Genomic DNA, 24,504 nt, shown 5'->3' on the forward strand with positions numbered 1-24,504 from the left:
CCGCCCCCAGCCGGCGGCAGACACCGAGGATTGACGCAGGCATGACCGCACCGCTGCACAAGGCACGCCCGCCGGGCACCGGGCGCGCTCTGCCGGACACCCAGCAGGGCATGCGCCGGCGCAATCTCGCCCGGGTGATGCACGCCGTCAGCGCGGAGGGGTCGCTGTCGCGGGCGGCCGTCGCCTCGCGGATCGGTCTGACACGGGCGGCGGTGTCGACGCTGGTGGACGAGCTGATCCGGTGGGGACTGCTGGAGGAACTGGGCCCCGAGCGGCCCGGCCGGGTGGGCCGGCCCGGGTCGGCGCTCGCGGTGAGCGGCCGGGGCCCGGCCGGGATCGGGGCCGAGATCGGCGTCGACCACCTCGCGGTGTGCGCGGTCGACCTGCGCGGCGAGGTGCGGGCACGGGCGGTCCGGCGCGGCGGCAACCGGGGCCGGGCGCCCGAGCCGGTGATCGAGGAGCTGACAGCGCTGATCCACCGGGTGGTCGCGGAAGCCGAGCAGGCGGAACTGTGGCCCGCCGGGCTCGCGGTCGCGGTGCCCGGGCTGGTGGCCAGGGACGGACGGACGGTCGTACGGGCCCCGAACCTCGACTGGCACGACACCGACCTCGGCGCCCTGCTGCCCGGCGGCTGGCCGCTGTCCGTGGACAACGAGGCCAACTTCGGTGCCCTGGCCGAGCTGTGGCTCGGTGCCGGTACGCCCGGTGACTTCCTGCACGTGTCGGCCGAGATCGGTATCGGTGCCGCGGTCGTCGTGGACGGTCGGTTGCTGCGCGGCAAGCGGGGATTCGCGGGCGAGCTGGGCCATGTGCCGGTACGGCCCGACGGTCCTCCCTGCCCGTGCGGCGGCCGGGGATGTCTGGAGCAGTACGCGGGTGAGGAGGCGGTGCGGCGCGCGGCCGGGCTGGAACCCCGGGAGGATCTGGTGGGCCTGCTCGCGGAGCGCGCCGGGGCGGGTGACGACGGCGTGCGGGCCGCTCTGCGGGACGCCGGTACGGCCCTCGGCATCGCCCTGACCGGGGCGGTGAACCTGCTCGATCCCGAGACGGTGGTCCTGGGCGGAGCCCTGGCGGATCTCTCGCCCTGGCTGCTGCCGGCGCTGGAGACGGAGCTGACGGGCCGTACGGCGGGCCCGGCCTGTCCGGTGACGGTGTCCCCGCTCGGTCCACAGGGCCCGCTGCTGGGCGCCGCGCACTCGGTCGTCCGCGCGGTGCTGGACGACCCGGCGGTGGTGGCGGAACGATCCTGACGCCGCTCGCGGTCCGGCACCGACCACGGTTCCCGGGTGCCGGACCGGTTGACGTGCGAGGTGGAGGGCACGGCGGCCGGGGGTGCCGCTCACCTCGTACGCGCTGACACCCGTGTCCTGCGGGCGCCGCGTATCCTGCCGCGTCGCGGGCTGTTGCCCGAAGTCTCCGCGGGGAGGCACGGCCTGTTCCTCCGTGATGCGCGAAGGGCGCGTCCTGCTTCTCGGCCTTTCCGTGAGACGGGCCGGCCTGTTCCTCGTCCGTTCCGCGGAAAGGGGCGGTCTGCTCCCCGGTGATTTCATGGGAGGGCGTTGGTCCGCTCCTCAGCGGATCCGGGGAAGGCGCGCGGCTGTGACGAGCCCCAAGCCAGGCCTCTTGGCCCTCCGGTCTCACCCGATCGAGTGGCCGAGTTATCCACAGGCGACGGGTTGTCCACCGAACGGCCGCGCACCCTTCTGCCCAACCACCCCGCGCCGTACCGTGATTTCACGCGAGGCCGACCGACGGTTCGTCATATCCGTGCGGTGGCCGCCGAGCGCGGACATGCTCGGGCGACGAACGGCAGCCGGGACACGGATCGGGGGACGCATGCACGCGGAGACGGCTGGAGCGCTGCGGCGCGACGCGATCGGGTTGCGCGACGTCCTGTTCCAGAGCGTCACGGCGATGGCGCCCGCCGCCGCGGTGGCCGCGTCGATCCCGTCCGGCGCCGCCTTCGCGGGCGGCAGCCTGCCGCTGTCGGTCCTGATCGCTCTGGTGGCCTGCCTGTTCACCGCCTCGTGCGTGGCTGAGCTGGCCCGGGAACTGCCCGCGGCGGGCTCGGTGGCGACCTACGCGGCTCGGGGCCTGCACCCGGCCGTCGGTTTCCTCGTCGGCTGGGCCTACGTCTTCGTGGAGATGCTGGTGCCACCGCTGCTGCTGTTGCAACTGGGCTTCACGGTGGCGGGCGCGCTGCACGCGGAGTGGTCCGCGTACCCGGCGGACCTGTGGTGGCCGTGGGCGCTGGCCGGAGCGGTGGTGATCGCCTGGGCCGGCTATCTCGGCGTCCGCGCCTCCGCCCGCTTCGGCACTGTCCTCGGTGTCTTCGAGATCCTCGTCCTCCTGGTGTTCGCGGTCCTGCTCATCGGTGGGGCCGGCAGCGCCAACACCCTTACGGTGTTCGGCACTTCCCACACCGCGGACGGGTACGCGGGGGTCTCCGGGGTGTTCGCCGGGTCCGTGTACACGGTGCTGGCGTTCGCCGGCTTCGAAGCGGCCGCGCCGCTCGCCGAGGAGACCCGCGACCCACGGCGGACGATGCACCGCGCAGTCCTCGGAGCGGCCCTGGGCATCGGCCTGTTCTACGTGCTCACGACCTATGCGATGACCGTCTACTTCGGCCCCGACCGCTTCGCGACGTTCGGTGCCTCGGGCGAGGCGTCCTGGGAGGGCGTCGCCCGGGCCTCGTTCGGTCTCTTCTGGGTGCTGGTGTTCCTCGCGGTGGTCAACTCCGCGATCGCGAACGCCAACGCCTGCGCGAACGTCTCCACCCGTACGGCCTTCGCCCTGGCCCGCATCCGGGTCCTGCCCGGCGTGCTCGCGACCCTGCACCCCCGGCACCGCTCCCCCGTGGCCGGCATCGGCGTACAGAGCGCCGTGGCGGTCGGCGCGGTGCTCGGCCTCGGCCTCGCCTATGACCCGGTGACCGCCTATCTGCTGCTCGCCACGGTGATCGTCACGGTGGTCGTCGGCGTCTACATCGTCGTGAACCTCTCCTGTGCCGGCTATTTCCTCCGGTCCGGCCGGGCCTCCCTCAAACCGGTACGGCATCTGCTGTTCCCCGCGCTGGGCAGCGCCGCGTTCATCCCGGCCCTGCTGACGGCCGCCGGTCTGCCGGTGTTCGACTTCGTCACGGAACTGACGGCTCCGGTGTCCTACGCCGGTCCGGTCGTCGGCGCCTGGCTCGCCGTGGGTGTGGTGGTGCTGCTCGTGCTGCTACGACGGCACCCCGGCCGGATAGCCGAGACCGCCCGCGTGCACCTCGACGCCTACGACACGGGTGCCGGACGGCAGGACGGGGCCGGAGTCCACCCACCAGCCTCATAGCGGTGAACGGCCCTTCCGGGTCGGCCCGACACGATGATCCCCCTTGGAAGGAGACATGCCGCGATGACCGACCCCCGGATTCTCACCGTGCGGCCGGAACCGGACCAGTACGCCTGGACCTTCGGCGGGGCGCAGCCCATGGCCCGGATCGCACCCGGCACCGTTCTCGATCTGTATACCGAGGACTGCTTCGCCGGCCGGGTCCGCTCCGAGAAGGATCTCGTGTCCGAGGTGTGCGAGTTCCCGTACCTCAATCCCCAGACCGGTCCCTTCCACATCGAGGGCGCCGAACCCGGTGACACCGTGGCCGTGCACTTCGTCTCGATCGAACCGGCCCGTGACTGGGCGGCGTCCACGACGGTGCCGCTCTTCGGTGCGCTCACCTCCACGCACACCACGGCCACGCTGCAGCCGCCGCTGCCGGAACGGGTGTGGATCTGGCAGTTGGACCGGGCCCGCAGGACAGCCCTGTTCGAGGCGCGGGACAGCGACATCCGGGTGGAGCTGCCCCTGGACCCGATGCACGGCACGGTGGGCGTGGCACCCGCCAATCTGGAGGTGCGCTCGGCCCTGGTGCCCGACGCCCACGGCGGCAACATGGACACACCCGAGATGCGGGCCGGCGTCACCTGCTATCTGGGCGTCAATGTCGAGGGTGCCCTGCTCAGCCTGGGCGACGGGCATGCCCGGCAAGGCGAGGGAGAGACCTGCGGGGTGGCCGTTGAGTGCGCAATGAACACGGTGGTGATCGTGGACCTGCTCAAGGGCGTCACCACGCCCTGGCCGCGCCTGGAGTCTGACACGCACATCATCTCCACCGGTTCGGCCCGCCCGTTGGAGGACGCGTTCCGGATATCGCAACTCGACCTGGTCCAGTGGCTGGTGCGCGACTACGGGTTCAGCGAGCTGGACGCGTACCAGTTCGCGACCCAGACGGTCGAATCGCCGCTGGCCAACGTGTGCGACACGAACTACACCTGCGTGGCCAAGCTCCGCAAGGAGTGGCTGCCCGCGCGGGAGACCTACCGCGGCGTGCACGCCCGGCTGCGGGAGACCGCACGGGCCCTGCGCCGCTGAGATCCCCGGCGCGGCTCGGCATCCGTGCCTGCCGCATCCCGGACCGGCTCCTACCTGACCGGCGCCTCCCGAACAGGCTCCCCCGAAGGCATCCCAGAGGTCTCACCGAAAGGCATACCGCCATGGACATGGACCGAGCCGAACCCCGACTCAGCCGACGACGACTGCTGACAGGCGCGGCACTCGCCGCCGTCCCTTACGCGTTGCTGCCCGATCCGCGTGCTGGTGCCCAGCCCCAGTCCGCCGACTACCCGCCCGCCGAGTGGCGGCCTGCGAGCACCGCCAACTACACCGTGTCCAGCCGCCCCGGCGCATACGCCATCGACCGTGTGATCATCCATGTCACCCAGGAGACGTACAGCGACGCGCTGGCCATCTTCGCCGATCCGCAGAAGAAGGTGTCCGCCCACTACGTGATCCGCTCGGCGGACGGGCACGTCGCCCAGTGCGTCCGCGAAGCCGATGTCGCCTGGCACGCAGGCAACTGGAGCTACAACACGCGGTCCGTCGGCATCGAACACGAGGGCTGGGTGGACCGGCCCGAGTACTTCACCGACACGCTCTACCAGCAGTCGGCGAAGCTGACCGCGGCGATCTGCGCCAAGTACGGCATCCCCCGGGACAGAGAGCACATCATCGGCCACCATCAGGTGCCCGGCACCGACCACACCGACCCGGGACCGGAATGGGACTGGGTGCGCTACATCAGAATGGTCAACTTCTCCTGACCGGCCGTATCACCGTCCGGAGAGGCCTTGATCCTGTGGCAGGGCGGGAAGAAGCGCCGCCCTGCCGGAGACGGAGGCGCGGGGGGCTACTTGAGCCCGGCGAGGGAGGGGACGACGATGCCGTAGCGGTCGGTGATCGTCGCGAGGGCGGCGTCGTGAAGCTGCTGGGCGGTCAGCGACGTGCCTCCCTCGTGCATGGTCTCCAGGGGCCGGGTCGCGCAGGCGTTGGCGACGACGGTGGGCTGGTTGCCCCGCAGGGACGCGCCCTGCGCCGTGAACAGGACGCACATGTTGGTCATGAACCCGGCGATGATGACATCGGAGTTCCCGGCGGCGTCGACATGCTTGCCGAGGTCCGTGTCGTGGAAGCCGTTCGGGACGCTCTTGACGACCACGGTCTCGCCCTCGATGGGGGCGACGCTCGCGTGGATCTGACCGGCCTCGGACTCCACGTCGTAGCCCGCCTCCTGGACGTGGATGACCTTCGCGCCGGCCTGGCGGGCCGCGGCCAGCAGCTCGGCGGCGGCTTCCAGCGCGGGCTTCCAGCCGTCGAGCTCCATCACACCGCCGGTGTAGACGTTCTGGTAGTCGACCAGGATGAGGGTCGCGTTGCCGAGCGACGCGGGCGTCTCGTCGGCGCCGGTGAGTGCTCGCAGAGTCGTCGTAGCCATGAACTAACCACCTAGAGATCGAGAAAGCCTGCGCCACTCGCAGTGCTGCGGAGGCGTTGGACATGACGGCAACCACGGGCCGGACGCACAGGGGGAACCGAACGTGACGGAAGTGACTCCTGAGACGGGTCGGAGCGGTTGCACCCCGAAAGCTCATATGGACGCGCCCGGACGGGCACCGCCGGCCTCACGGCCTGGAAGCAATCGGGACCTGGGGGCAGCGACCCTCAGGGCGTGAGCAACGCTAACACAGTTTGTGAGCGTCGTGAAGCGGCGTTCGCGGACTCGGTGTTCTGAGTGACAAATGGGCAGCTCGAAGGCGTTAGCAACGCTTTCCTAGCTGTTACCATCGAGGCATGTCGACGGCACGAGAGCGCATCCTGGCCGCCACCGAGGAACTGCTCGCGTCAAAGGACGCGCTGGCCATCTCGACCCGGGCCATCTGTGACCGGGCCAAGGTCGGCATGCCCGAGATCTACCGCCAGTTCGGCGACAAGCAGGGGCTGCTCACGGCGGTCGCGTGCATCGGCTTCGAGCGCTTCCTGGCGAACAAGCGCCGCAATCCGACGACCGACGACCCGGTGGCCGACCTGCGTACGGCCTGGGACAGCCATGTCGCGTTCGCCCTGGACAACCCTCACCTGTACCGGTTGATGTTCACGCCGGCCCCGGAGTCCCAACCGCCGGCGGTCGAGGAGGCCAGGGCCCTGCTGCTGTCGGCCTTGGAGCGCTGCCGTGCCGCCGGACGACTGCGTACGCCGCTGGAGCTGGCAGGCCAGTCGATCCTGACGGCCAATGTCGGCGTGTGCCTGATGGCCCTCTCCTTTCCCGGGCTCTACGGCGCCCCCGAGATCTCCCGTTCCGTGCGGGACGCCGTGATCGGAGCGGTCACAGGCGACGAGCGCGAGGACACGAGGATCACCGACGGGATCGTGCTCGCCCAGACCCTGGTCGGCACCCTCACCGGCACCGCGCCCGCCGGCAGCGACGCGATCGCGCGCCTGTCCCAGGCGCTTCAAGAGTCCGCCCCGCGCGGCGACGAGTGAGCACCGCCGGAATTCGATGACAACCGCCCACTGTGGGTCGGAGTCGACTGACTCCGATTTCGCCGGCCGACCGGGGATGTTCGATCGACGCAGACGCAAAACGGCAGTGCGGCGCCATCGCGCCGCACTGCCGTCATCGCACTTGTGAGGCAGCGGCCAAGTCCGCCACACCGCGTGCACACGCTTCCCGTCACAGGATCAGCGCGCGGTCACGCCGGACTGGGCGTGGTTGAGCTTCTTCGCCGCATGCCCGGGGACGCCCGGGGCGGACTCGGGGAGGTTCCCCTCTCCCTCGCCACCCCGAGCTGTAGGTTCCGACCGCCGATGACATTCCGGACCGCGGTGACCTGTTGCTTGTGCTGCTGTCTCGCCGAATGTCCGATAGTTTCCGTCTCACTTCGGTGGCATTTCCTCATGCGGCATCGCCTTGCTGGTCCTGGTCCGGCTTCCAGGTCTGGTCGAACCAGGCGATGAAGTCCAGCACGGTGCCGACGCGGGCGATCCTCTCGCGGATGGCCCGCTGGTCGTGGCCGGGGAGGAAGTCGCCCCGGCTGATGGGCTTGCCGCATCCGCAGTTGCACTCGCGGTTGCCCAGGGGAGAGTCGAAGTAGGTGATGGGGTTCTGCTGGGCGCCGTTCGGGGCCGGCTTGCCGACGTAGTCGTCGTGGACCGGATGCCCGGGGCCAAGGACGCGGCCTTCGAAGGCCCGGCGCCCAACGGAGATGTCGACAACCCCGTCGATCTCCATGGCCAGGCGGATGATCCCGCCGCCATTGACGACCGCGAACCGCTCTCGCTCGACGCGCGATCCGGGCATCCCCCAGACTCCGCGAGCGATCTCCTAGAGCTGCTGGTCGGACAGCCCGTCACTCCAGCCGATCCGCGAACGCCGAAGAGGATCACTGTCCGGGTCGACGTCCTTCTCCTTGCCGAGAGTGATCTGAATCTTCGCGCCTCCCTGACAGGCCGCCTCGTGGTCGGAGAGGCCGAGGCGACCTGCTCAGAACAGACCATCCATCCCCGTTATAACGGGGTATCGATGATTCACATCCTGGAGGGCGAGCTGCCTCTCCTGGCACGGCGACCAGGCAATTCCTGCCGCCGACCCAGGTAGCTGATCATTCCGAGCGACAAGCCGGACCCTTCGGCGGTCTCGCGGCAAGTGCGTCCAACGGCCCGTTGAGCGCGGAGCCAATCGAATCTGATGGGAGCTACCCGAGTCAGGACAGACTCGGTTCCGTAGCTGCCGGTAGGTGAGCACTCCATGTCTGACCGGCTGAGCCGACTTCCAGCCATGCAAAAGCCCTGCCGGGACCACTCCTGGCAGGGCTTCCGTCGTTCGTACTGTGTGGCTGTGTGACCACGCATGTGGTCATTCGCCGCCGAAGTCCTCGGCCACTTCACGAATCTCCTCGTCCATGCTCTCGCGCGCCCGGACGCACAGGTCGCTGAGAGCAGCGTCCAGGCCGAGGTAGTCGAGCAGTTCGGCCATGCGCCGGTAGTCGTCGCTCTCCGCCGCCTCGTCCAGCAACTTCCATACCGCTGGCGGGACGGCGGCCTCGGCGGCGGAATGGGGCAGCCTGCCGAGCACTTGGCGCACCCGAAGCGTGTCTCGCACCCGCAGTGCGGTCCTGAGCAACGGGGGGATGAGCGCTTCGGTGATGTCGGTGCCGAGGGCCGCCAGAAGGAGTAGCGCCTCGTCCCGTGTCTCGAATGTCTTCAGGGCTTCCCCGAGAACGCGCACGGTGGCTTCCCTGTCCTGTCGCAGCGGGACGAGTGAGCGGTTCAGGGCGCTGGCTGCCGCGAGAGCATGCGAGAAGGACTCCCATTCCGGTTCGGCGTTCGACACGCGAGTGTTCCCTTTCACTTTTTACTTTTCCTCTTGTTGCCCGCCCATTGCCAGTCCAGCGCGGCCACCCGGTCCCGGAAGTCACCGGCGCTCATCTGCTCCGCGGGATAAATCGTTCGGTGCCCCCACGGTGCGTTGCCTCCCATGTCTTCCCCGTCGGCATGCAGTCCCAGTCCGGGCGGGAGCACGGCGTCCTGCGGCAGCACGTGGTATTGGCCCGTGGCCGGTGCCCGTTCAGGATCGATGAAGGTGGAGGCGCCCAGGACGTGGTCGGTGGGAGATTCCGGTGCGAAGGGCCCAACGATGTCGTCGGCGTCCTCCACTTCCAGGTCCCGGTCCAGCCGAACCGGTCTCGGCGCTTCCTTGTTACCGAAGGCATGCAGCCGTTCGGGGGCGTCCGCACCGGGACCGGCACCATCCACTTCTGCCTCGTCCTCGACGGGAACAGGCCCTGCCTCGTCGATAAGTCCGTGGTTTTGTGCCGCATGCCTTCTGTCATCCACAGGGTCGATGGACTCCACCCTCGCCGGCTCCTCTCCTACTGCCGGGTCCCCAGAGTCCTGGAGCGCGTCAGGCTCTTCGCTGGCGGTCGGGCTCCTATCCCAACGCGAGTCTTCAGCAGAGTCTCTACCCCGCACGTCTGCGGAGTCATCATGCGGCTCCCGCTCATCCAGCTCCGAGCGATCGGCGGATTCTTCAATATCCCCGTGAGAACCATGCAGCTCTATAGCCGGACTATCTGTCACGTACCCGTCGCCCTCGCGTCGAGTCGCTTCCGTGCCTTTCTCCGGCGCAGCCAGCTCCTCATCATCCGCAGTCTCGGCCGTAAGAGCGGATCCCTCACCGGCGTCGTTCGATTCAGCAGACCGCTTGCCCAAGCTCTCCAGGTCGCCCAGATCCACGCCCATAGCGGCTCGGTCGTCCGCAGGGGCGGACGGCGGGTCCTCCGATTTCAGCGGAATGCTCTCTGCATCACCGTCGTGAGCCTCATCATCAGCATCACCTACGGCGTCCATGTCCCCCGCCGTCGCATGCCCTGTTTCGTCGTGACCTGGAGACCGGCTGTCGACCGGCTCCCCCGGCTCCTCCGGCACATTGTCGCCGGAGGCCTCAGACCGCGGCTTTTCCGTCCCTCGGTCTCCATTGACCGGCTCTGCCGGACCGTCCGACGCCCCGTCAATGGCTTCTTGGCCTTCTGCGCCACTGCGGAAGGCATCGGCGGCAATAATGTCCTCCATTGTGGTGTGACCGGGCTGATCACTCCCCTGAGAGGAACCGTCGTCCGCTGGCCCCGGGATTTCCTGCACATCCGGCGTTTCCGGTCCGTCCACGCTCATGGCGTGCCCTCGTCTGTTGTGGTTACGGCCCGCACGAACGACTTCAGTGGCCACCAAGGCACTTGGAGGAAGGAAGCCGCCTTCTTCAGCCGTTCTTGGGGTTCTCTCGCGTTGTGCAACGCATCGCATGCCTGACGCCAGGCCATGGATTGGCCCCGCACCGTGGTCTGCGATGGCCGCCAGGTGTCGGGATGCGCTTTCCAGGCTTCCAGTTGCTCCTCGACGGTGCGGCCCGCCAGCCGCAGCCCGCGGGCTGCCCAAGCCGCCGTGTCGGGGTGAGGGCCCTCCCCCGATACGCCGACCGCCTTGAGCGCCCGGTACACGTCTGCCCAGCGCCAGGTGCCTGCTTGCCATTCGACTTCGCCGTGCGGGCAGGCGCTGCCTCCGGCCAGGACACGCATCGCTGAGGCCGTCAAGTGCTCCAGCAGGTTCTCCGGCGGATAGAAGTCCGATAGCCCTGCCGAACGGTCGTCGACGGCTGCGTTAATGCGCGCCGCGATGGCGCACTCAAGGATCCGTTTATCCGCCCGGTTCCGCAGTCCCTCGAGCCAGGACGCGTGAGGCCGCGGCGAGGACCAGCCGCATACATGAGCGATCGTCAGTAGCTCGATCCAGAGGGTCAGGTCGGGGTCGTCGGCCAGGTCTCTGCCGAGGCTGATCTCACGCAGCAAAGGGGGCCGGTCCCAGTCCAGGTACCCCAGCGCCGAGTGCGGGTTCGGCGCTGTGGGAATGGCTCGGGTGGCTTGCGTTGTGCTCTCGCGGGCCACGCCCAGCGGTACGGCGATCCGCAGGGGGCGGTCCATCCCGTCTGCGAAGGCTGCCGCGCGGCCTGGTGGGAGGGCGACGATGTGCCGGGACTGCTGGGGGGTGAGGTTCATCGTCGCGCCAACGGCCTCGCGGTCGTCGGCTGCCGGGAGACGGTGGACGATTTTCAGTGCGGTGTTCTTGACGACGTCCGGCAGGATCTTCGACGGTATCTGCTCGGCGACCACGATGCCTTCGCCATAGGCGCGGATCTCGGCGAGCAGCGAGGCGAAGAGCTCTACCGCGTGGGCGGCCGGGCTGCCCGGCGGGACGTTCTTGAGGAGTCGGTGTGCTTCTTCGATCACTGTGATGTGCCGCAGTCCACCGCTTCCGGTGGTGTCGGTGCGGTGGACTCGTAGGTGTTCGTAGACGCGGATCAGTACCGCTCCGATGAAGAATGCTTTGTCCTGGTCGTTGCCGATGTCTTCGATCTCCAGCACCACGTTGCGGTCCAGGAGGCTGCTCATGTCGATGGGGTGGTGGGCTTCGAAGAACCATCCGGGGGTGCCCATCCGGAGCGATCCGAGGCGTACGTCGATGAAGCCGCGTACGTTGTCGGCGACCTCCTTGCCATATCCGATGTTGTCCACGACCTCCAAGGCGGCTTTCTGCACGTCCGCCAGGCCGGGATAGCGTGGTGCCCTGGGCACGCCTCGGCGGGTGCCCAGCGCCAGGTTCCAGCCCAGCTCCTGGTAACACCTGGTCAACGCCTGGCTGAGGACCTGCGGAAACGGGTCCGTGGCTTCGAAGGCGGCCAGGAAGAGGGCCCGGACGAGGTCGAGGTGGGTCTGCAGCGGGAACCCGGACTCCGGTTCGAGCGGATTCAGGCCCACCGGGACATCGTCGGGGGCGCCGGGACGGATCACTGTGACTTCGGCGCGATCGGCCAGCCGGCCCGCCATGTTCGCGTATTCGGCCTTGGCCGGCTCGATGACCAGCCAAGGGACTTGGATATCGTGCAGGGACTCCAACAGGTGTCGTACGGTCTGTGATTTTCCGGAGCCGGTGGCGCCTGCGACGAAGGCATGCCGGTTGAGGGTGTCCTTGGTGATTCCCAGGGCACTGATCGGCTGGTCGGCTTCGTCAAGGACCGCGCCGAGCACGATGTCACCGGTTGATTCGGAGGTGACATCGAAGTCGGCGCGCTCGACGTGGCGGACGCCGGGGAGTTCCTTGCGCGGTGGGCGGGCCAGCGCGGCCAGTAGCTCCGTGCTCGCGGGGAAGGGAGAGGCCGGTTTGCCGGCCGGGGCCTCTGCTGCGTGCCATGCCTGTGTCAGGTCACCGACCGGCGGTCCGGGTACGAGGGTGTAGGGCTGCTCGTCCAGGTCGGCGGAGCTGCACAGGAGTGCGGCTGCTCGACGGGTGGTGGGCGCGTCGGGTGAGCCGACCAGGACGTGGATGTTCCACATCCCGCTGGGGCGCGCCCTGGACAGCTCCCGGTACCGGGCCTGCGCGCGTTCGAGTGCGACACGGTCCAGTTCGGAGTTCTCCCGCTGCCTGAGCCCCGGGATTCTCCCGGTCAGGGCCACGCGCTCCCTCTCCAGCGCCTCATCGCTCAGCGGCTCCGCGAACACCACCCAGGCGAACGGGTCACGCATATGACCGACGTGCTCGTCGAAGCCGCCACGCATGACCTTCGGTCGGTCCGCCGCCGGCGTCCACAAAGGATCCGCCTGTCCCCGGCAGCGGACCCAGGATGCGAAGCCGGCTAAGTCGGGGACATGGGCGGGCACGGCCACCGCACCCGGCGGGTAGAGCAGGGGGTAGCCGCGAGTGCCAGTAGCTTGGCCGTGGTCTCTTGCGAACGGTACGAAGGGACGTCCTCCCACCAGGACGTCGAGCTGCTGGCTGCCGGGGGCCCGATGCCACACCACGGCCAGTGCCGCCCCTGGGCGATCGTTGAACTCGGCCCGTGCGGCGGCGAGTGCGGCGAACAACTCCGCCGGCGTACGGTCCGGGCCTTGGTCTTCGGGAGCCTGCCGGGGGATGTCCAGCAGCCGGTGAAACCGGAAGCCCTCTAAGATCATCGATGCCTTGCTGGAAGAGGCGCCGGGCTCCGTCACAGCGATCGCCTCCCTACTCGGGTAGCCGTGGGGCATCGGCCACGTGCGGTAGGAGGGTGATGGCAGGGTTGCAGTCGCCGAACACGACGCGGCGGCTTTGCGGACTCGTCTCGATCAAAATGAGTCCGGTAGGCGGCAGCGACTGGATTTGTGTCGGCTCCACCGTGAACTCATAGACCCGCGATACCGTCTCGCCGCGCGTCTCGGAATCAGTGGTCGAGCTGTCCACGGAATTTTGCCAACTAGTCGACCATCCCCCCGTCTCGCTATCACCTCCGCCATAGCTGTGGGATCGCCCCCTGGAGTGTGATTCGCCTACCTGCCGTGTCAGCTGATTGATCACGAATTTGTGCCCATGCCCGATGAATTCGGCGGCGGCTTTCGCTTCCTCTGCGTTCCCCAGCCTCATGAGGACCGTCGCGCTGTCCTGACCTCCGAGAAGCGGCCGGATGTCCTCGCGCACATGTGTCATCAGAAGCATGAGCCGGACGCCGGCGACACGCGCCTGGCGAGCCATGGCTTCCAGAGCGGAGCGTCCCAGGTGCTCAGCGCCGGCGATGACCAAGGTGCCGGCGTCCGCCGGGACGCGGCCACGGCGGAGCTGATGCAGGATGAGGAAGAAGACGACGCGGTCGATGACATCCTTGCGGCGCTCGGTCACATCGTGCGTGGAGAGGATGGTCAACTGCCCGGGAGCCAGCCACTGGTCCGGGGCGGGGAGGGTGAGGGGGTTGTGCTGGGCGCGGGCCAGCAGACGCATCACGTCATATACGAAGCGCAGCTCGTTCTGGATCCGCTCGCTTTGCCCGACGACATCGATGGCCGTGGTGAGGCTGTCCAGCTCCCTGGCCGACAGCGGTTCCGGCGCGCGGTCGGGTTCGTGGACGCGTAGGAGGACCTCCAGTCCGGAAGCGATCCGGCCGAAGGTAACCGCTCCGTCCAGTCGCTCGAGCACAGAGTGCAGGAGGCTGGCGTCCGTCGCGCGCAAGTCAACGTCGGCCCCGTCCGGCCGCAGCGTGGAAAGGGCCTCCGCCAGCACCTCGGCCAGTTCTTCCGGGGACAATCCCCACGACAGGTCAGGCGGCGCGGAGGCCGACGGCAGCTCCACTCGCACCACCGGCACCCCCCGCGTATCGGCCAAGGCCGCCAGCTCCCGCCCCACCGTCTGATGACTGAAATCGAGGAGCCACAGTCCCTTTCCGTTGGCGAGGAGAGACGCCCCCAGAGTCACCAGAAGAGCCGCCCACCCATCCGCCGTGCCGCCATAGACATCAACCCGACGCGGTCGGGATGCGAGATGAACCGGAAACCACCGCAACGCCGTGTCGACGCGCCGCCGCTCCGCGGCATCGTGCGCGAGGACCTCTGTCTTCCAACGCTCGAACGCGGCCTCGTGAGTCGCTCTGAGTTCTTCCCGTTCCTGCTTCGCAACCGACACTTTCCCCTTGTATTCAAGATAGGGGGCGACACGTATGAAGAGGATTATCCCTGCAGGCACCCACGCCATGGCAGCAATAAGAGAAATACCCTGTACGGCGAAGAGACCCCCCACAAAAAGCAACGTACCGAAGATGCACCCCACACCCTGAGAAAGTGCACCTGATCGATAAGTGGGCATGGGAGGCTCATGCCATACCGGCGGATTGTCGCGATCTAGGTGCGGGCGAGGAACCGGATGGACGTACTCCCATCCCAGCCTTTCCACGCCATCGAACACGCGCGTCGATAATTGGACGCGTGCGTCGGACTTTCTCTCCACCGCTCCCCCTCACAGTCTCCGCATTACCGTCACGCCACCAAGCCGCGACAGGACGACGCACGTTGAAGCGGGAGGTCACCGCCCTTGGCAGCTCTCCCGTTGAACAACACCAGACGCCCCGTCAACAGGCCCGCAGCCTTCCTGAACGCCGACTTGGCCGCCAGACCGGAGACCCACGTGACTCAGCCGCACAGGCACTTGGCACGTCCAAATCCCCTACCCGCTTAGCAGCACCGCATGACACGAGCCCTACACCCCAAAATCCTAGCCACCTCCGCCGCCGCTCACCCACGCCAGCGGGGTCCTCGACTACCTTCAGCCGCTGCTCGGCGCCCTCCGCATGCCAGGGCCGCTTGGCGGCTCCCGGCGAGCCCTGCATCATGAGCTGCATGCCAGACCCGGCCGTCGTCCAGTCGAGCCCGGCGAACAGCCCCTCCTCTTCCCCACTTCGCGCTCTTCGCTGCCCCTGGAGGGGCCGGCTGCTCCTGCAGGACGAAGCGGACGGCGTCATGGCTGACGTCGAGGCGGCGGGCGGCCTGAGCTGTCGTCAGGCATTCGTGCCTGATGAGCCGGTGCAGCACCCCGGGGTCGATGTCCCGCAGGTCGCACCCTGGCAACTCAAGATCGCGGACGGTGTCCGTCGGGGGTTGCCAGGAGAGAGGTTTGTCGCGGATTCCCTGTCGAGCGAGGAACTCGGTCGCGTGTCTTTCGAGTTGGCTCATCAGCGCGGGGTGAGATCGGTCTCAAAGGTCCGCAGCTTGTCCGCAGTTCCTGCGTGTTGGGCGCGTAGGCGGTCGGGGCGAGGGGTGCAGGGAGCCCGCTGAGTCGTTCGAACAGCAGCGTTCGGGCGAACTGGTGGCGCCGTACTCCGCCGGATTCGATCCGATGTACCGGCAGAGCTGTCGCCATGTGCTCAGTGGCAGCAGGTCGCGGTAGTCGACCGTGCGACGGCGGTCGTAGTCGATCGGCGACCCCTCCTCGTCGAGATAGTCCGCCAGCGCGGACGGACCGAGACTGATGCCTTGGAAGTGGTCCCGCTTCGTGAGCCGGAATGTCATGTGAGATCCCAGCCTGTCTTCCACCGGTGCGTGAAGGAGGCGGGCCGCCGCGGTGAAGTCTCCCGTGCCACCGATCAGCAGGAGGTAGCACGACAGGGCCGGGCGAATCGTACGCGAGAGGGCCCCGTTCTGGGGGCTCAGCCGGGCGGACCAAGCCGGCCAGAGCTGCGTGGGAATCTTGCGGGCACGCTCGGCGACCCGCGTTGCCGCCGAGCGCCCGGGCCTGCGGGGCATCCGGTCCGCGGTGCGGTAACGCAACTGGTCGGTGTGCTTGAAGCGGGGTGCCAGGGTCGCGAGGTGGAGGGCGTCGAAGACCGGGCTGGTGTGGGTCCACCGGTGCCCGACCCTGAGCGGAATGCTGCCGTCAGCGTCACTGATCAGCTGGCGGAGAGCGGCTCCAGCCTCGTGGGCGTCGCCTTGCTCGAGGATGTGCAGGGCCGCGCTGACGGCGAGGGCGGCGGTCGCGGCCCGCTGCGGGGCAAGACGTCCCGGACGGGTCTCCTCGACGGGGTCGAAGGACCGCCGCTTCTGAGGCAGGGGCTGCTGGTGCAGCGCCAGGATCTCCGGTGGCGCGAAGCCCGTCAGCCGGTCGGGGACGCGGCGAAGGAGGATGCAGGCCAGTGCCCGAGGTCTCCGAACAGCGCAAGACTGGGCTGGGGGTTGTCCTGGTAGACGCCGAAGCAGGCTTGTCCGGAGGAGATCGCCTTCTCGATGAGCTTCTGGGCCGCGATTATGGTTCCCTGTGCGGCGAGCGTGAGCGCGGGAACCTCCTCAAACGGCTGGCCGCAGCGTGCCGGCGGAGAGTCGTTCTCCGAAGGGCTGCGGCAGCGGCCCGGAACAGGCGGGTGCCGGGTGGTCGCCGGGAAATGCCGCGGCATGCGGCTACAGCGCGGGCAGGCGTCGACCAGCAGCAGGTGGTGATCGAGGCAGGCGAAGGACCAGCCGAGCCTCCAGCTCAGCCGCCATCTGCCGCCGTTCTCGGCAAGGCAGCCGCCCACCACTTGACCATGCGCGCGGCCACCCCCAGCTCGGCCGCCTTCGCCGCGTACCGACTCTCCAACGGCTCGCCCGCCGTGCAGGCGGAGCGGGGCTCCCCACGACCGGCAGTTCCTCGCTGCCGCTGTGGAACCCGGTGAGCACCTCCCTCACATGCGCAGCCCGCTCCAGCACCAGCTCCCGCTCCCCGGCGTCCAGGCGGGCCAGCACGACCGCCGCCGTCTCCTGCGGGCCTGGCCCGTCCAGCATGATGTGGGCGCGGTCGGACAGCAGCAGTTCCTTGACGGCCAGGCGCAGCAGCCGTCCCCGGCCGTCCTTGAGGACCACTTCTCCGCCCGCCTGCGTGCTGGCGAGCTCGACCACCTCGACGATCTGGCCGTCGTAGGAGAAGCGACTCCCTACTCCCACGCGTACCGCGGCCCAGCCCATGACGCGCTCCTCAGCACGCTGCGGGCGCTCAGCGGAACGCTCAGGTCGGTCATCCACTGCTGTTTCCACAGCAGATGCAGGACGGCGGCCCGCACCAGCGGAGCCGGACGGTCCGGCAGGCAGGCGAACGCCTCTCCCAGCGTGCCCCCGTCCACGCCCCAGTCGCGTACTTCGTCGAGGACGACCGGATCGAAAAGCCGCTCCGGCCCGCGGCTCCTCGTCTACCGCCTCGTCGTGTATCTCCTCGGACGCGTCCGGCTCGAACAGCCAGTCGCGGCGGTAGCCCGCGAGGAACCGGACGTTGGCCAACTCGGCGTCCGGCGGTTCACTCCACACTTTGTAGCGCCAGCCGCGGGACTCGACCGCCCGCGGGTCCAGGCGAAGGTGAACGCGTGCTCCGGCCGGGCCACCCGGTGGCTCGGCTTGACGTCGACGACCAACGGGCCCGTGGTCGTGGTCATCAGGTAGTCCGGAATGTGCTGGAGCAGCGCGCCGTCCACGTCGGCTCTCAGCAAGAAAGGGCTGGGCCACGATCGCCGTCACGTCCCGGTCGAAGTCGGCGTACAGCAGCCGCGCGAGCTCCAGCCGCGATTCGCAGATCACGTGATCCGACTGCGTACTCGACCAGTACGAACCCAAGTAGTGCTTCTGCCCCATGTACCAGCGGAAGGTCCGCCACGGCTCGGCCGCGTACAGCATCTCCAACGGCGCCGACTCCCAGGCGAGGCCCTCGGACACCTCGTCCTCGGCGAGCCGTACACACACCTCTACATCCACCATCCGCCCCAGTGCCCGTGTAACTGACCCTGATCCCCGGGACAGTTACACGGGCACTGAAGTACGAACGGCCGCACACACCTTCGATCACCCGAAAGGGTGATCATTCCGGACCGGAATCTCAGCGCCGCGTCATAAGTGCTGTTCAGAGGTCGTCGCTCGCGAGAACATGACGCCGATTCTGAGTACCTACACGAGCCGGACCCCGTCTTCTCAGGACAGGTTCTTCTTCTCCCCCGCCGGCTCCACGTCGACGAGCTTGCCGTCGACACCCTGGTCCTTGAACGCCTTGACCAGGGACTTGATGTCCTCGGAGTAGATGTCCCAGCTGTCGGTGTGGATCGGGACGACCTTGCGCGGGTTGAGGTCCTTCGCCACCAGGGCGGCGTTCTTCGACGTGAGGGTCAGCGGAGCGTTGTCGAGGATCGCGGGGGTGCGGGCGGCGCCGGCGAAGAGGATGGCCGTGTCGATGGCCCCGATGTCCTTCTTGATCCGGTCGCCGACCTGCTTGGCGACCTTGACCGAGGCGTTGTCACCGGAGATGTAGGTGGTGGGGACTCCCTCACCGCTGAGCACGAACCCGGTGACCTCACCGTCCGCCCCGCGGTCGACGCCGTCGGGACCGTGCAGGGCGGGCACCGCGGTGACCTTGATGGTGCTGCCGGAGGACTTCAGTTCCCGCTCCTCCCAGCTCTTCATGGGAGTGATGTGGTCACCGAGACGCTTGTGAGCACCGGGCGTGGAGAACACGACCGGCATGTCCTTCAGCAGCTCACGGCCCTTGCCGTCGAGGTTGTCGTCGTGCTGGTCATGGGAAAGCAGAACGGCGTCGATCTTGCCGAGCTTCTCGGGGCCGAAGGCGGGGCCCTTGATCTTGGACATGCCGGACTTGTACTTCTTCGGCGCGTCGAAGGTGGGGTCGATCAGGATGCGCTGACCGGCGATCTCCAGGACCGCCGTCGGGCCGCCCACGTGGGTGACGGTGAACGCGGCGGCGGCAGCGGAGGGCGTCGAAGCGGCGGACGGCGATGACGGCTTCTTCTCCTCACCGTCGGCGCTGGCGTTCCCGCCACAGGCGGCGAGGAGCGACACGCTGGCTGCGGCTACGGCGGTACGGAGGAGCGTCGAACGGTTCATCAGGTAAGGCCATCTCTCTTGTCTTACGGACAGTCGGGCACCTGACGAGGGCAGGCCCCAGGAGTGTTTTCAACGCTAACACAGTTCGTTAGCGTTGACCACGAGCGTCTGCGCATGGAAGCCGCTCATCCTGAATAAGCCCAGCTCACAGCCGTTAGCGCTGCTATCGAGTCGGATCACGGGCAGGGCCTGATCATGTAGAGCGCCTGCTCACCCCGCGAGGGCGTGCCGTCGTAGAGGGTGGTGTCGAGCCCGCAGAACGCGAAGCCCATCCGCCGGTACGCGTGGATCGCCGGGGCGTTGATGTTGGTGACCTCCAGCCAGATGTGGCCCGCCCCCCGCTCGCGCGCGAACTCCGTCGCGAGCCCCATCAGCGCACGGCCGACCCCCTTGCCCCGGTGCTCCGGGGCGACCTGGATGTCCTCGACGACCAGCCGGCGGTTCCAACGGGAGTACGAGACGACGACGAACCCGGCCAGCTCCCCGGAGGCGGCCTGGGCGACGAAGGTACGGGAGTCCGTGTCGTCGTCGCCCCCCGCGTCACCGTCCGACTCGTCCTGGGGGAACACTTTGGTCAGCGGTGGCTCCACGGGCACCTCCCGCAGCGTGAACCCTTCCTCCGTCGCGGTCACCCGGAAGACGGTGCCGGTGGTGAAGGAGCCGTCGAGGGCCTTGATGGCCGGGGCGTCCTCGGGGAGGGCGGTGCGGTATCGGTACATGTCGTCAGTAGCAGTGGTCATGGCCCGACGCTACGACCGCCGACCGGACAGGCAGCATGGCGGCCCTGAGGGCCGCAGACCATCCATGAGGGTATTTGACACGGTTCACACGGATATGCGGCGGGCACTCGGGGTCGCATGATGCGAAGCGTTGTACGGGGGTGTGCCGCCGGCGCTGTCGGGACGACCGTGTTGAACGCGGCGACCTTCGCCGACATGGCGCTGCGGGGCAGGCCCTCCAGTCAGGCTCCCGCCCAGACCGTCGACAAGATAACCCAGGGCACGGTGCCGGGGTCGGGGGAAGACAGGGAGAACCGGCTCTCCGGGCTGGGCGGCCTGTCCGGGATCGCTGTCGGGGTCGGCACCGGCGTGGTGGTGTCCCTCGCGCGCCACGCCGGGCTCCGGTTGCCCTGCTGGCTGGGCGGCGTGGTCACCGGTGCCCTCGCCATGACCGCGACCGACCTGCCGACGGCACGACTGGGCGTGAGCGATCCGGCGGGCTGGTCGGCGTCGGACTGGGTGTCGGATGCCGTACCGCATCTGATGTACGGGCTCGCGACCTACGGCGCCTTGCACGAGGGCAGCGGGTGAACGGCCGGGCATGACGTGTCGCCGGTCCCGCCGAGGGGTGCCTCCGGAGTTCCGCGGTGCCTCGTGGTGACCGGTCTTGCCAGGCACGGTCGGAGTGTCCGTGAAACTGGCGGTCCGCCTCAGGGCGCCCGGTCCGGCTCCTCGAACAGTGTGCCGAACTCGTCCGGCAGGGCGCGCAGCAGGTCCTCCGCCAGATCCGTGTCCTCGGCCGCGATGCGGCACACCACCGTCTGCGCCAGGAAGAGCGCCTGCTCAGGGGTGGCGCCCGCGGGCCGGGCCACGTCCGCCAGCAGATCGTCGAGCGACGCCGCGGAGTCGTCCGCCACGTCGGCCCCATAGCGCAGCGCGGGGCGCTCGTGGGCCGGCACGGCCTTGCGCAGGTGCTCCCGGCGCGGCGGATCGAGACGGCTGCTCAGCGCGGCGAGCACGAGGTGCACGGCGGCGTCGGCGGCCTCCGTGTCGTCGAGATGGGTCCGCGACGACACCTCTTCCACCAGATGCTGATGGCTGATCATGCTGCCTCCCACCGGTGAGTGCTGTGGTTGAGGGCGATGCGGTCTGACGGGTGCCCGTGGAGCCGACATCTACGCTCACATCCAGACGAAGCGGACACGTGGCCGGACGGCGTGGAGGCGGATCCGCCGAGTTCCCGGCGGCGGGAATGAATCCGGGAGGCCGCCCGTTGTACCGGGCGGTCGTAGTTTTTGTGTCTGTGTTTCACCGCACGCTCGCGAAGAACGATGTCGCGGGCGCCGCCTCCTTCAGGGAACTGGAGAAGTCGCGTCCAGGCCGGCCCGGGAGTCCGCACGGTGCGGCTCCCGTACCCAGCCCCTGTAAGGAGCAGCAAATGACTCAGGGAACCGTGAAGTGGTTCAACGCCGAGAAGGGCTTCGGCTTCATCGCCCAGGCCGACGGCCCGGATCTCTTCGTGCACTACTCCGAGATCGACGGCCAGGGCTTCCGCAGCCTTGAGGAGAACCAGCGCGTCGAGTTCGACGTCGTCCAGGGCCCCAAGGGTCCGCAGGCCGCTCGCGTCCGCGCCCTCTGAGGCGTCGCTGAGCAAGAGGGCCGGTGCCGTCAAGGCGCCGGCCCTCGGCATGTCACCGCGAGCGCACCCTGGGCAGGGGCCTGCGCGCCGGCCTGTCGGCGGCCGGGCCGTCCGGCTACTTCTCGAAGTCGTCCGGTGTGATCCCGGCCTCTTCCATCGCCTCGCGCATCGAGCGGCCGGAGGCCCCCGGCTGCTGTTCTTCCTTGCCGGTGTCGGCCGGCGACTCGATGACATCGTCCGTGGTGGACGTCTTCGGACGGTTCTCCTCGGGCACGGTCACCGTGACCGCCTCCTCGCTGCGTCGGGTCTTTCGCGAGCCGTCGGGTACCCAGGCCGACCTGCGGAATGCCCGGACGCCGTTCTTCGAGGACGGCTGCTGATCGCCGGTCCCGTCCCGCTCCTACGACGCGATCGTCGAGGCCCATCGGACCTTCGTCCCCGCCAGGCGGTGGCGCCGCCGCGCGAGCCGACCGGACTTCGCGGCGTCCGTCACAGCGCGGACGTGGCGCGCTCGTACAGGCGGTGCGTCTGGGTGTGGACCCCGCCGAGGGCCTCGCCGTGCCGGCGGGAGGCGTGGTTGTCCTCCAGGACCCAGGAGTAGGAGATCTCGGTGTATCCGAGGCGGAAGGCGGCGCGCTGGGCCTCGGTCACCAGGGCCGCGGCCAGACCGCGGGACCGGTGCTCCCTCGCCACGCCCATGGCGGCGAAGCGCACGCGGTCGATACGACGGACGGCTCGCGCGGCCCGGATCAGCCCGACGGGCAGGCCCATGGTGGTGAGCCGGCCGCGGGCCGCGTGCAGTGCCTGGTGGGCGTCGGGCAGGCAGAGCAGGAAGGCGACGGGTTCGCCGTGCATCTCCGCGATCTGCAGGAGGCCGGGGCGCAGGAGGGGCTTGAGCTTCTTCATCATGTAGCCGAACTGCGCTTCGTCGACGGGGACCGAACCGTAGCTGTGGGTGAACGTTTCGTTGTAGAGCTTCCGGACGGTCTCCATATCGGCTTCCGTCCGCTGCGGATCCAGGGACCGCACCGTCAGGCCCGGGGTCGCGAGGACGCGTTCCGCGGCTTCGCGGTATTCCGCCGGGGGCTCCCCGTCATCGGGAATCGGAATGGCGTACGAAACCAGGTCCTTGGCCTTCTCGAATCCACATGCGGAAAACAGTTGCGGATAATACGGCCGGTTACGGGGAATCATGACGATGTGCGGCTGGTCGAAGCCGGATATCTGCACGCCGCACTCGTCATTGGTGGTGAATCCGAGGGGGCCCAAGGTGCGTTTCATTCCCTGCGCGGCGAGCCAGCCGTCCGCCGTGTCGAAGAGAGCTGCCGCGGCCTCGTGGTCGTCGACGCACTCGAAGAGGCCGATCAGTCCGCGGTCCGGGCCGTGCCGTTCGTTGTAACGGGGGTCGACGATCGCCGCGATCCTGCCGACGACGGTGTCGTGCCGCCGTGCGAGGAAGAGCCGCACGCCGGCCACCCGGTGGTACGGATTGCGGGCCGGGTCCAGGAAGGAGCGCCGTTCCCGCTCCAGCGGGGCCACCCACAGCGGGTCGTCGCGGTAGAGGTCGTACGGCAGCCGGATGAAGGCGGTCAGGTCGGTGTCCGTGCCGACCGGGGTGACCGTGACACTCATGACACCCAGTCCAGAAGCGTTTCCCTCAGCAGTGGCTGCACCGGGACGGGCGGCGGCCCGGTGGGGATGAGCCCGAGGCGGCGGCCGGCGTGGGCGAACGCGACGAGGATGCGCTCGATGTCCTCGTCGGTGTGCGTGGCCTGGAGGGACAGCCGGACCAGCGAGCGTTCCTCGGGTACGGCGGGCGCGGAGACGGCGCTGGTGAAGACGCCCTCGGTGAGGACCTCCCGCCACAGGGCCGTGGCGAGTTCCTTGCGCCCGGTGATGACGGGCACGATCGGAGTGACCGACTCGCCCGTGTCGAAGCCGAGGCCGCGCAGGCCGTCCCGTACCTGCCGCGCCACCTCGAAGGCGCGCGCCCGGCGCTCCGGCTCGGTCTCGATGATGGTCAGGGCCGCCAGCGCGGCGGCGGCCGAGGCGGGGGGGATGGAGGTGGTGAAGATGACGGACCGCGAGGTGTGCCGGAGGTAGTGGATCACCTCGGCGGGCCCGGCCAGGAAGCCCCCGATGGAGCCGAATCCCTTGGACAGGGTGCCCGTGTGGAGGTCGACGGCGTCGGGCAGCCCGAAGTGGTCGGTCACCCCTCGTCCGCCCGGTCCCAGCAGTCCGATGTCGTGGGCGCCGTCGACCACCAGGCGGGCGCCGTAGCGCCGGGCGAGCGAGACCAGCTCCGGCAGCCGGCACAGGTCGCCCTCCATGGAGAACAGGCCGTCCGTGAGGATCGCCTTGGCCGCGTCCGGATCGGCCACCGCGAGCTTGCGCTCCAGGTCGGCCATGTCCGAGTGCCGGTACCAGCGTCTGTCGGCGAAGCCCAGCCGCACCGCCTCGATCAGCGAGGCGTGGTTGGCCTTGTCGCTGAAGACGATGTCACCGCGGCCGAGCAGGGGAGCCAGCGCCAGGTTCGCCTCGAAGCCGGTGGTGGTCACGATCACCGCCTCGGCGTCGAGGAAGGCGGCCAGCCTGGCCTCCAGTTCCTCGTGCAGGGTGAGCGTTCCGCCGATCAGCCGGCTCGCCGAGGCGGAGGCACCCCAGCGACGGGCCGCGTCGGCCGCCGCGGCGACGACACGGGGGTGGCCGGAAAGGCCAAGATAATCGTTTCGGGCGGCCATGACCAGGCGTTTTCCACCCAGGAACACCTCCCCTCCGCGTGCCTCAAGTGCGTTGTAGACGGCCCTCGGGCGCATGCGTGTCGCGTGCTGCATGACGGCCGTCAACTGCTTGTCGAAAATATCTGCCACTGCGCTCTCACATTCGACTCGCCACCCTTTTGAGATTTTCATACAAAAATGCGGAGAGGGTGGCCTCGGCATCCTCTCAGCCAGAGGAATGAAATGAAAAGCCAAGGCCTGGTTTCGTTAAGCCATTCGAGTGAATCGAGTCCTTTGGACGGTGCGACAGGGGGTGCGAGTGCGGTACGACTCGGGCTTACGGCTCCGCCGACCGCGCCCGG

At 68.8% G+C, this 24,504-nt stretch carries 21 protein-coding genes and 1 pseudogene; 7 read left to right on the top strand and 15 right to left on the bottom strand.

Annotation, left to right across the window (positions count from 1 at the left end; translation table 11 throughout):
• Nucleotides 1-41: 41 nt before the first annotated feature.
• The 4 genes from Srubr_RS03355 (at nt 42) to Srubr_RS03370 (ending at nt 5,138) form a co-directional block, all read left to right on the top strand.
• A complete protein-coding gene (locus Srubr_RS03355; RefSeq protein ID WP_189993506.1) occupies nt 42-1,250 on the top strand; it encodes an ROK family transcriptional regulator in 1,209 nt (402 codons plus the stop codon).
• 586 nt (nt 1,251-1,836) lie between these two features.
• Nucleotides 1,837-3,333 carry an APC family permease gene (locus Srubr_RS03360; RefSeq protein ID WP_189993508.1) on the top strand — a complete coding sequence of 499 codons (1,497 nt, stop codon included), beginning with the start codon at nt 1,837-1,839 and terminating at the stop codon, nt 3,331-3,333.
• Nucleotides 3,334-3,396: 63 nt separating this feature from the next.
• The gene (locus tag Srubr_RS03365; protein ID WP_189993510.1) at nt 3,397-4,410 is read left to right on the top strand and encodes an acetamidase/formamidase family protein; all 1,014 of its coding nucleotides are present in this window, start codon (nt 3,397-3,399) and stop codon (nt 4,408-4,410) included.
• Nucleotides 4,411-4,538: 128 nt separating this feature from the next.
• Nucleotides 4,539-5,138: an N-acetylmuramoyl-L-alanine amidase gene (locus Srubr_RS03370; RefSeq protein ID WP_189993704.1), complete on the top strand. Its 600-nt coding sequence runs from the start codon at nt 4,539-4,541 to the stop codon at nt 5,136-5,138.
• 86 nt (nt 5,139-5,224) lie between these two features.
• On the opposite strand, the gene Srubr_RS03375 is transcribed toward Srubr_RS03370, so the two are convergent.
• Nucleotides 5,225-5,809: an isochorismatase family protein gene (locus Srubr_RS03375; protein WP_189993511.1), complete on the bottom strand. Its 585-nt coding sequence runs from the start codon at nt 5,807-5,809 to the stop codon at nt 5,225-5,227.
• 356 nt (nt 5,810-6,165) lie between these two features.
• On the opposite strand from Srubr_RS03375, the gene Srubr_RS03380 reads away from it, so the two are divergent.
• Nucleotides 6,166-6,855 carry a TetR/AcrR family transcriptional regulator gene (locus Srubr_RS03380; protein ID WP_189993513.1) on the top strand — a complete coding sequence of 230 codons (690 nt, stop codon included), beginning with the start codon at nt 6,166-6,168 and terminating at the stop codon, nt 6,853-6,855.
• A gap of 412 nt (nt 6,856-7,267) precedes the next feature.
• Here the strand turns inward: Srubr_RS03380 and Srubr_RS03385 are convergent, their stop codons facing one another.
• From Srubr_RS03385 to Srubr_RS03420, 10 genes and pseudogenes are all read right to left on the bottom strand, one after another.
• Nucleotides 7,268-7,672, bottom strand: coding sequence for a hypothetical protein (locus Srubr_RS03385; protein ID WP_229926601.1), 405 nt, complete (start codon nt 7,670-7,672; stop codon nt 7,268-7,270).
• A 555-nt stretch (nt 7,673-8,227) separates the two neighbouring features.
• Nucleotides 8,228-8,704 carry a hypothetical protein gene (locus Srubr_RS03390; RefSeq protein WP_189993515.1) on the bottom strand — a complete coding sequence of 159 codons (477 nt, stop codon included), beginning with the start codon at nt 8,702-8,704 and terminating at the stop codon, nt 8,228-8,230.
• Nucleotides 8,705-8,718: 14 nt separating this feature from the next.
• Complete coding sequence (locus Srubr_RS03395) at nt 8,719-10,041, bottom strand: prolipoprotein diacylglyceryl transferase (RefSeq protein WP_189993517.1); 1,323 nt, start codon at nt 10,039-10,041, stop codon at nt 8,719-8,721.
• Nucleotides 10,038-12,908 (bottom strand): ATP-binding protein, encoded by a 2,871-nt coding sequence (locus tag Srubr_RS03400; protein WP_203854910.1) that lies wholly within the window; start codon nt 12,906-12,908, stop codon nt 10,038-10,040. Before Srubr_RS03400 ends, Srubr_RS03395 begins: the two co-directional genes overlap by 4 nt.
• 13 nt (nt 12,909-12,921) lie before the next feature.
• Nucleotides 12,922-14,667 (bottom strand): hypothetical protein, encoded by a 1,746-nt coding sequence (locus Srubr_RS03405; protein WP_189993519.1) that lies wholly within the window; start codon nt 14,665-14,667, stop codon nt 12,922-12,924.
• Between the two features lie 1,940 nt (nt 14,668-16,607).
• Nucleotides 16,608-17,150: a hypothetical protein gene (locus Srubr_RS40210; protein WP_229926602.1), complete on the bottom strand. Its 543-nt coding sequence runs from the start codon at nt 17,148-17,150 to the stop codon at nt 16,608-16,610.
• Nucleotides 17,120-17,305 (bottom strand): hypothetical protein, encoded by a 186-nt coding sequence (locus tag Srubr_RS40215; protein ID WP_229926603.1) that lies wholly within the window; start codon nt 17,303-17,305, stop codon nt 17,120-17,122. The genes Srubr_RS40210 and Srubr_RS40215 overlap by 31 nt, the downstream gene beginning before the upstream one ends.
• A 79-nt stretch (nt 17,306-17,384) precedes the next feature.
• A pseudogene (locus Srubr_RS41810) lies at nt 17,385-17,930 on the bottom strand (TnsA-like heteromeric transposase endonuclease subunit); the annotation flags it as partial.
• A 210-nt stretch (nt 17,931-18,140) separates the two neighbouring features.
• Nucleotides 18,141-19,064, bottom strand: a complete 924-nt coding sequence (locus Srubr_RS03415; RefSeq protein ID WP_189993522.1) for an MBL fold metallo-hydrolase — start codon at nt 19,062-19,064, stop codon at nt 18,141-18,143.
• Between the two features lie 176 nt (nt 19,065-19,240).
• Complete coding sequence (locus Srubr_RS03420) at nt 19,241-19,804, bottom strand: GNAT family N-acetyltransferase (RefSeq protein WP_203854911.1); 564 nt, start codon at nt 19,802-19,804, stop codon at nt 19,241-19,243.
• 117 nt (nt 19,805-19,921) lie between these two features.
• Between Srubr_RS03420 and Srubr_RS03425 the strand changes: the two genes are divergently transcribed.
• Nucleotides 19,922-20,374: a hypothetical protein gene (locus Srubr_RS03425; RefSeq protein ID WP_189993524.1), complete on the top strand. Its 453-nt coding sequence runs from the start codon at nt 19,922-19,924 to the stop codon at nt 20,372-20,374.
• Nucleotides 20,375-20,493: 119 nt separating this feature from the next.
• On the opposite strand, the gene Srubr_RS03430 is transcribed toward Srubr_RS03425, so the two are convergent.
• Nucleotides 20,494-20,889 carry a DUF2267 domain-containing protein gene (locus Srubr_RS03430; protein ID WP_189993526.1) on the bottom strand — a complete coding sequence of 132 codons (396 nt, stop codon included), beginning with the start codon at nt 20,887-20,889 and terminating at the stop codon, nt 20,494-20,496.
• 332 nt (nt 20,890-21,221) lie between these two features.
• Between Srubr_RS03430 and Srubr_RS03435 the strand changes: the two genes are divergently transcribed.
• Nucleotides 21,222-21,422, top strand: coding sequence for a cold-shock protein (locus Srubr_RS03435; protein ID WP_189993529.1), 201 nt, complete (start codon nt 21,222-21,224; stop codon nt 21,420-21,422).
• Between the two features lie 115 nt (nt 21,423-21,537).
• Here the strand turns inward: Srubr_RS03435 and Srubr_RS03440 are convergent, their stop codons facing one another.
• The 3 genes from Srubr_RS03440 to Srubr_RS03450 form a co-directional block, all read right to left on the bottom strand.
• Nucleotides 21,538-21,702, bottom strand: coding sequence for a hypothetical protein (locus Srubr_RS03440; RefSeq protein WP_189993531.1), 165 nt, complete (start codon nt 21,700-21,702; stop codon nt 21,538-21,540).
• 209 nt (nt 21,703-21,911) lie between these two features.
• Nucleotides 21,912-23,054, bottom strand: coding sequence for a GNAT family N-acetyltransferase (locus Srubr_RS03445; RefSeq protein WP_189993532.1), 1,143 nt, complete (start codon nt 23,052-23,054; stop codon nt 21,912-21,914).
• Complete coding sequence (locus Srubr_RS03450) at nt 23,051-24,163, bottom strand: aminotransferase class I/II-fold pyridoxal phosphate-dependent enzyme (RefSeq protein ID WP_229926604.1); 1,113 nt, start codon at nt 24,161-24,163, stop codon at nt 23,051-23,053. The genes Srubr_RS03445 and Srubr_RS03450 overlap by 4 nt, the downstream gene beginning before the upstream one ends.
• Nucleotides 24,164-24,504: the final 341 nt, after the last annotated feature.

It is taken from the genome of Streptomyces rubradiris, from assembly GCF_016860525.1.
Taxonomy (GTDB): Bacteria; Actinomycetota; Actinomycetes; order Streptomycetales; family Streptomycetaceae; genus Streptomyces; species Streptomyces rubradiris.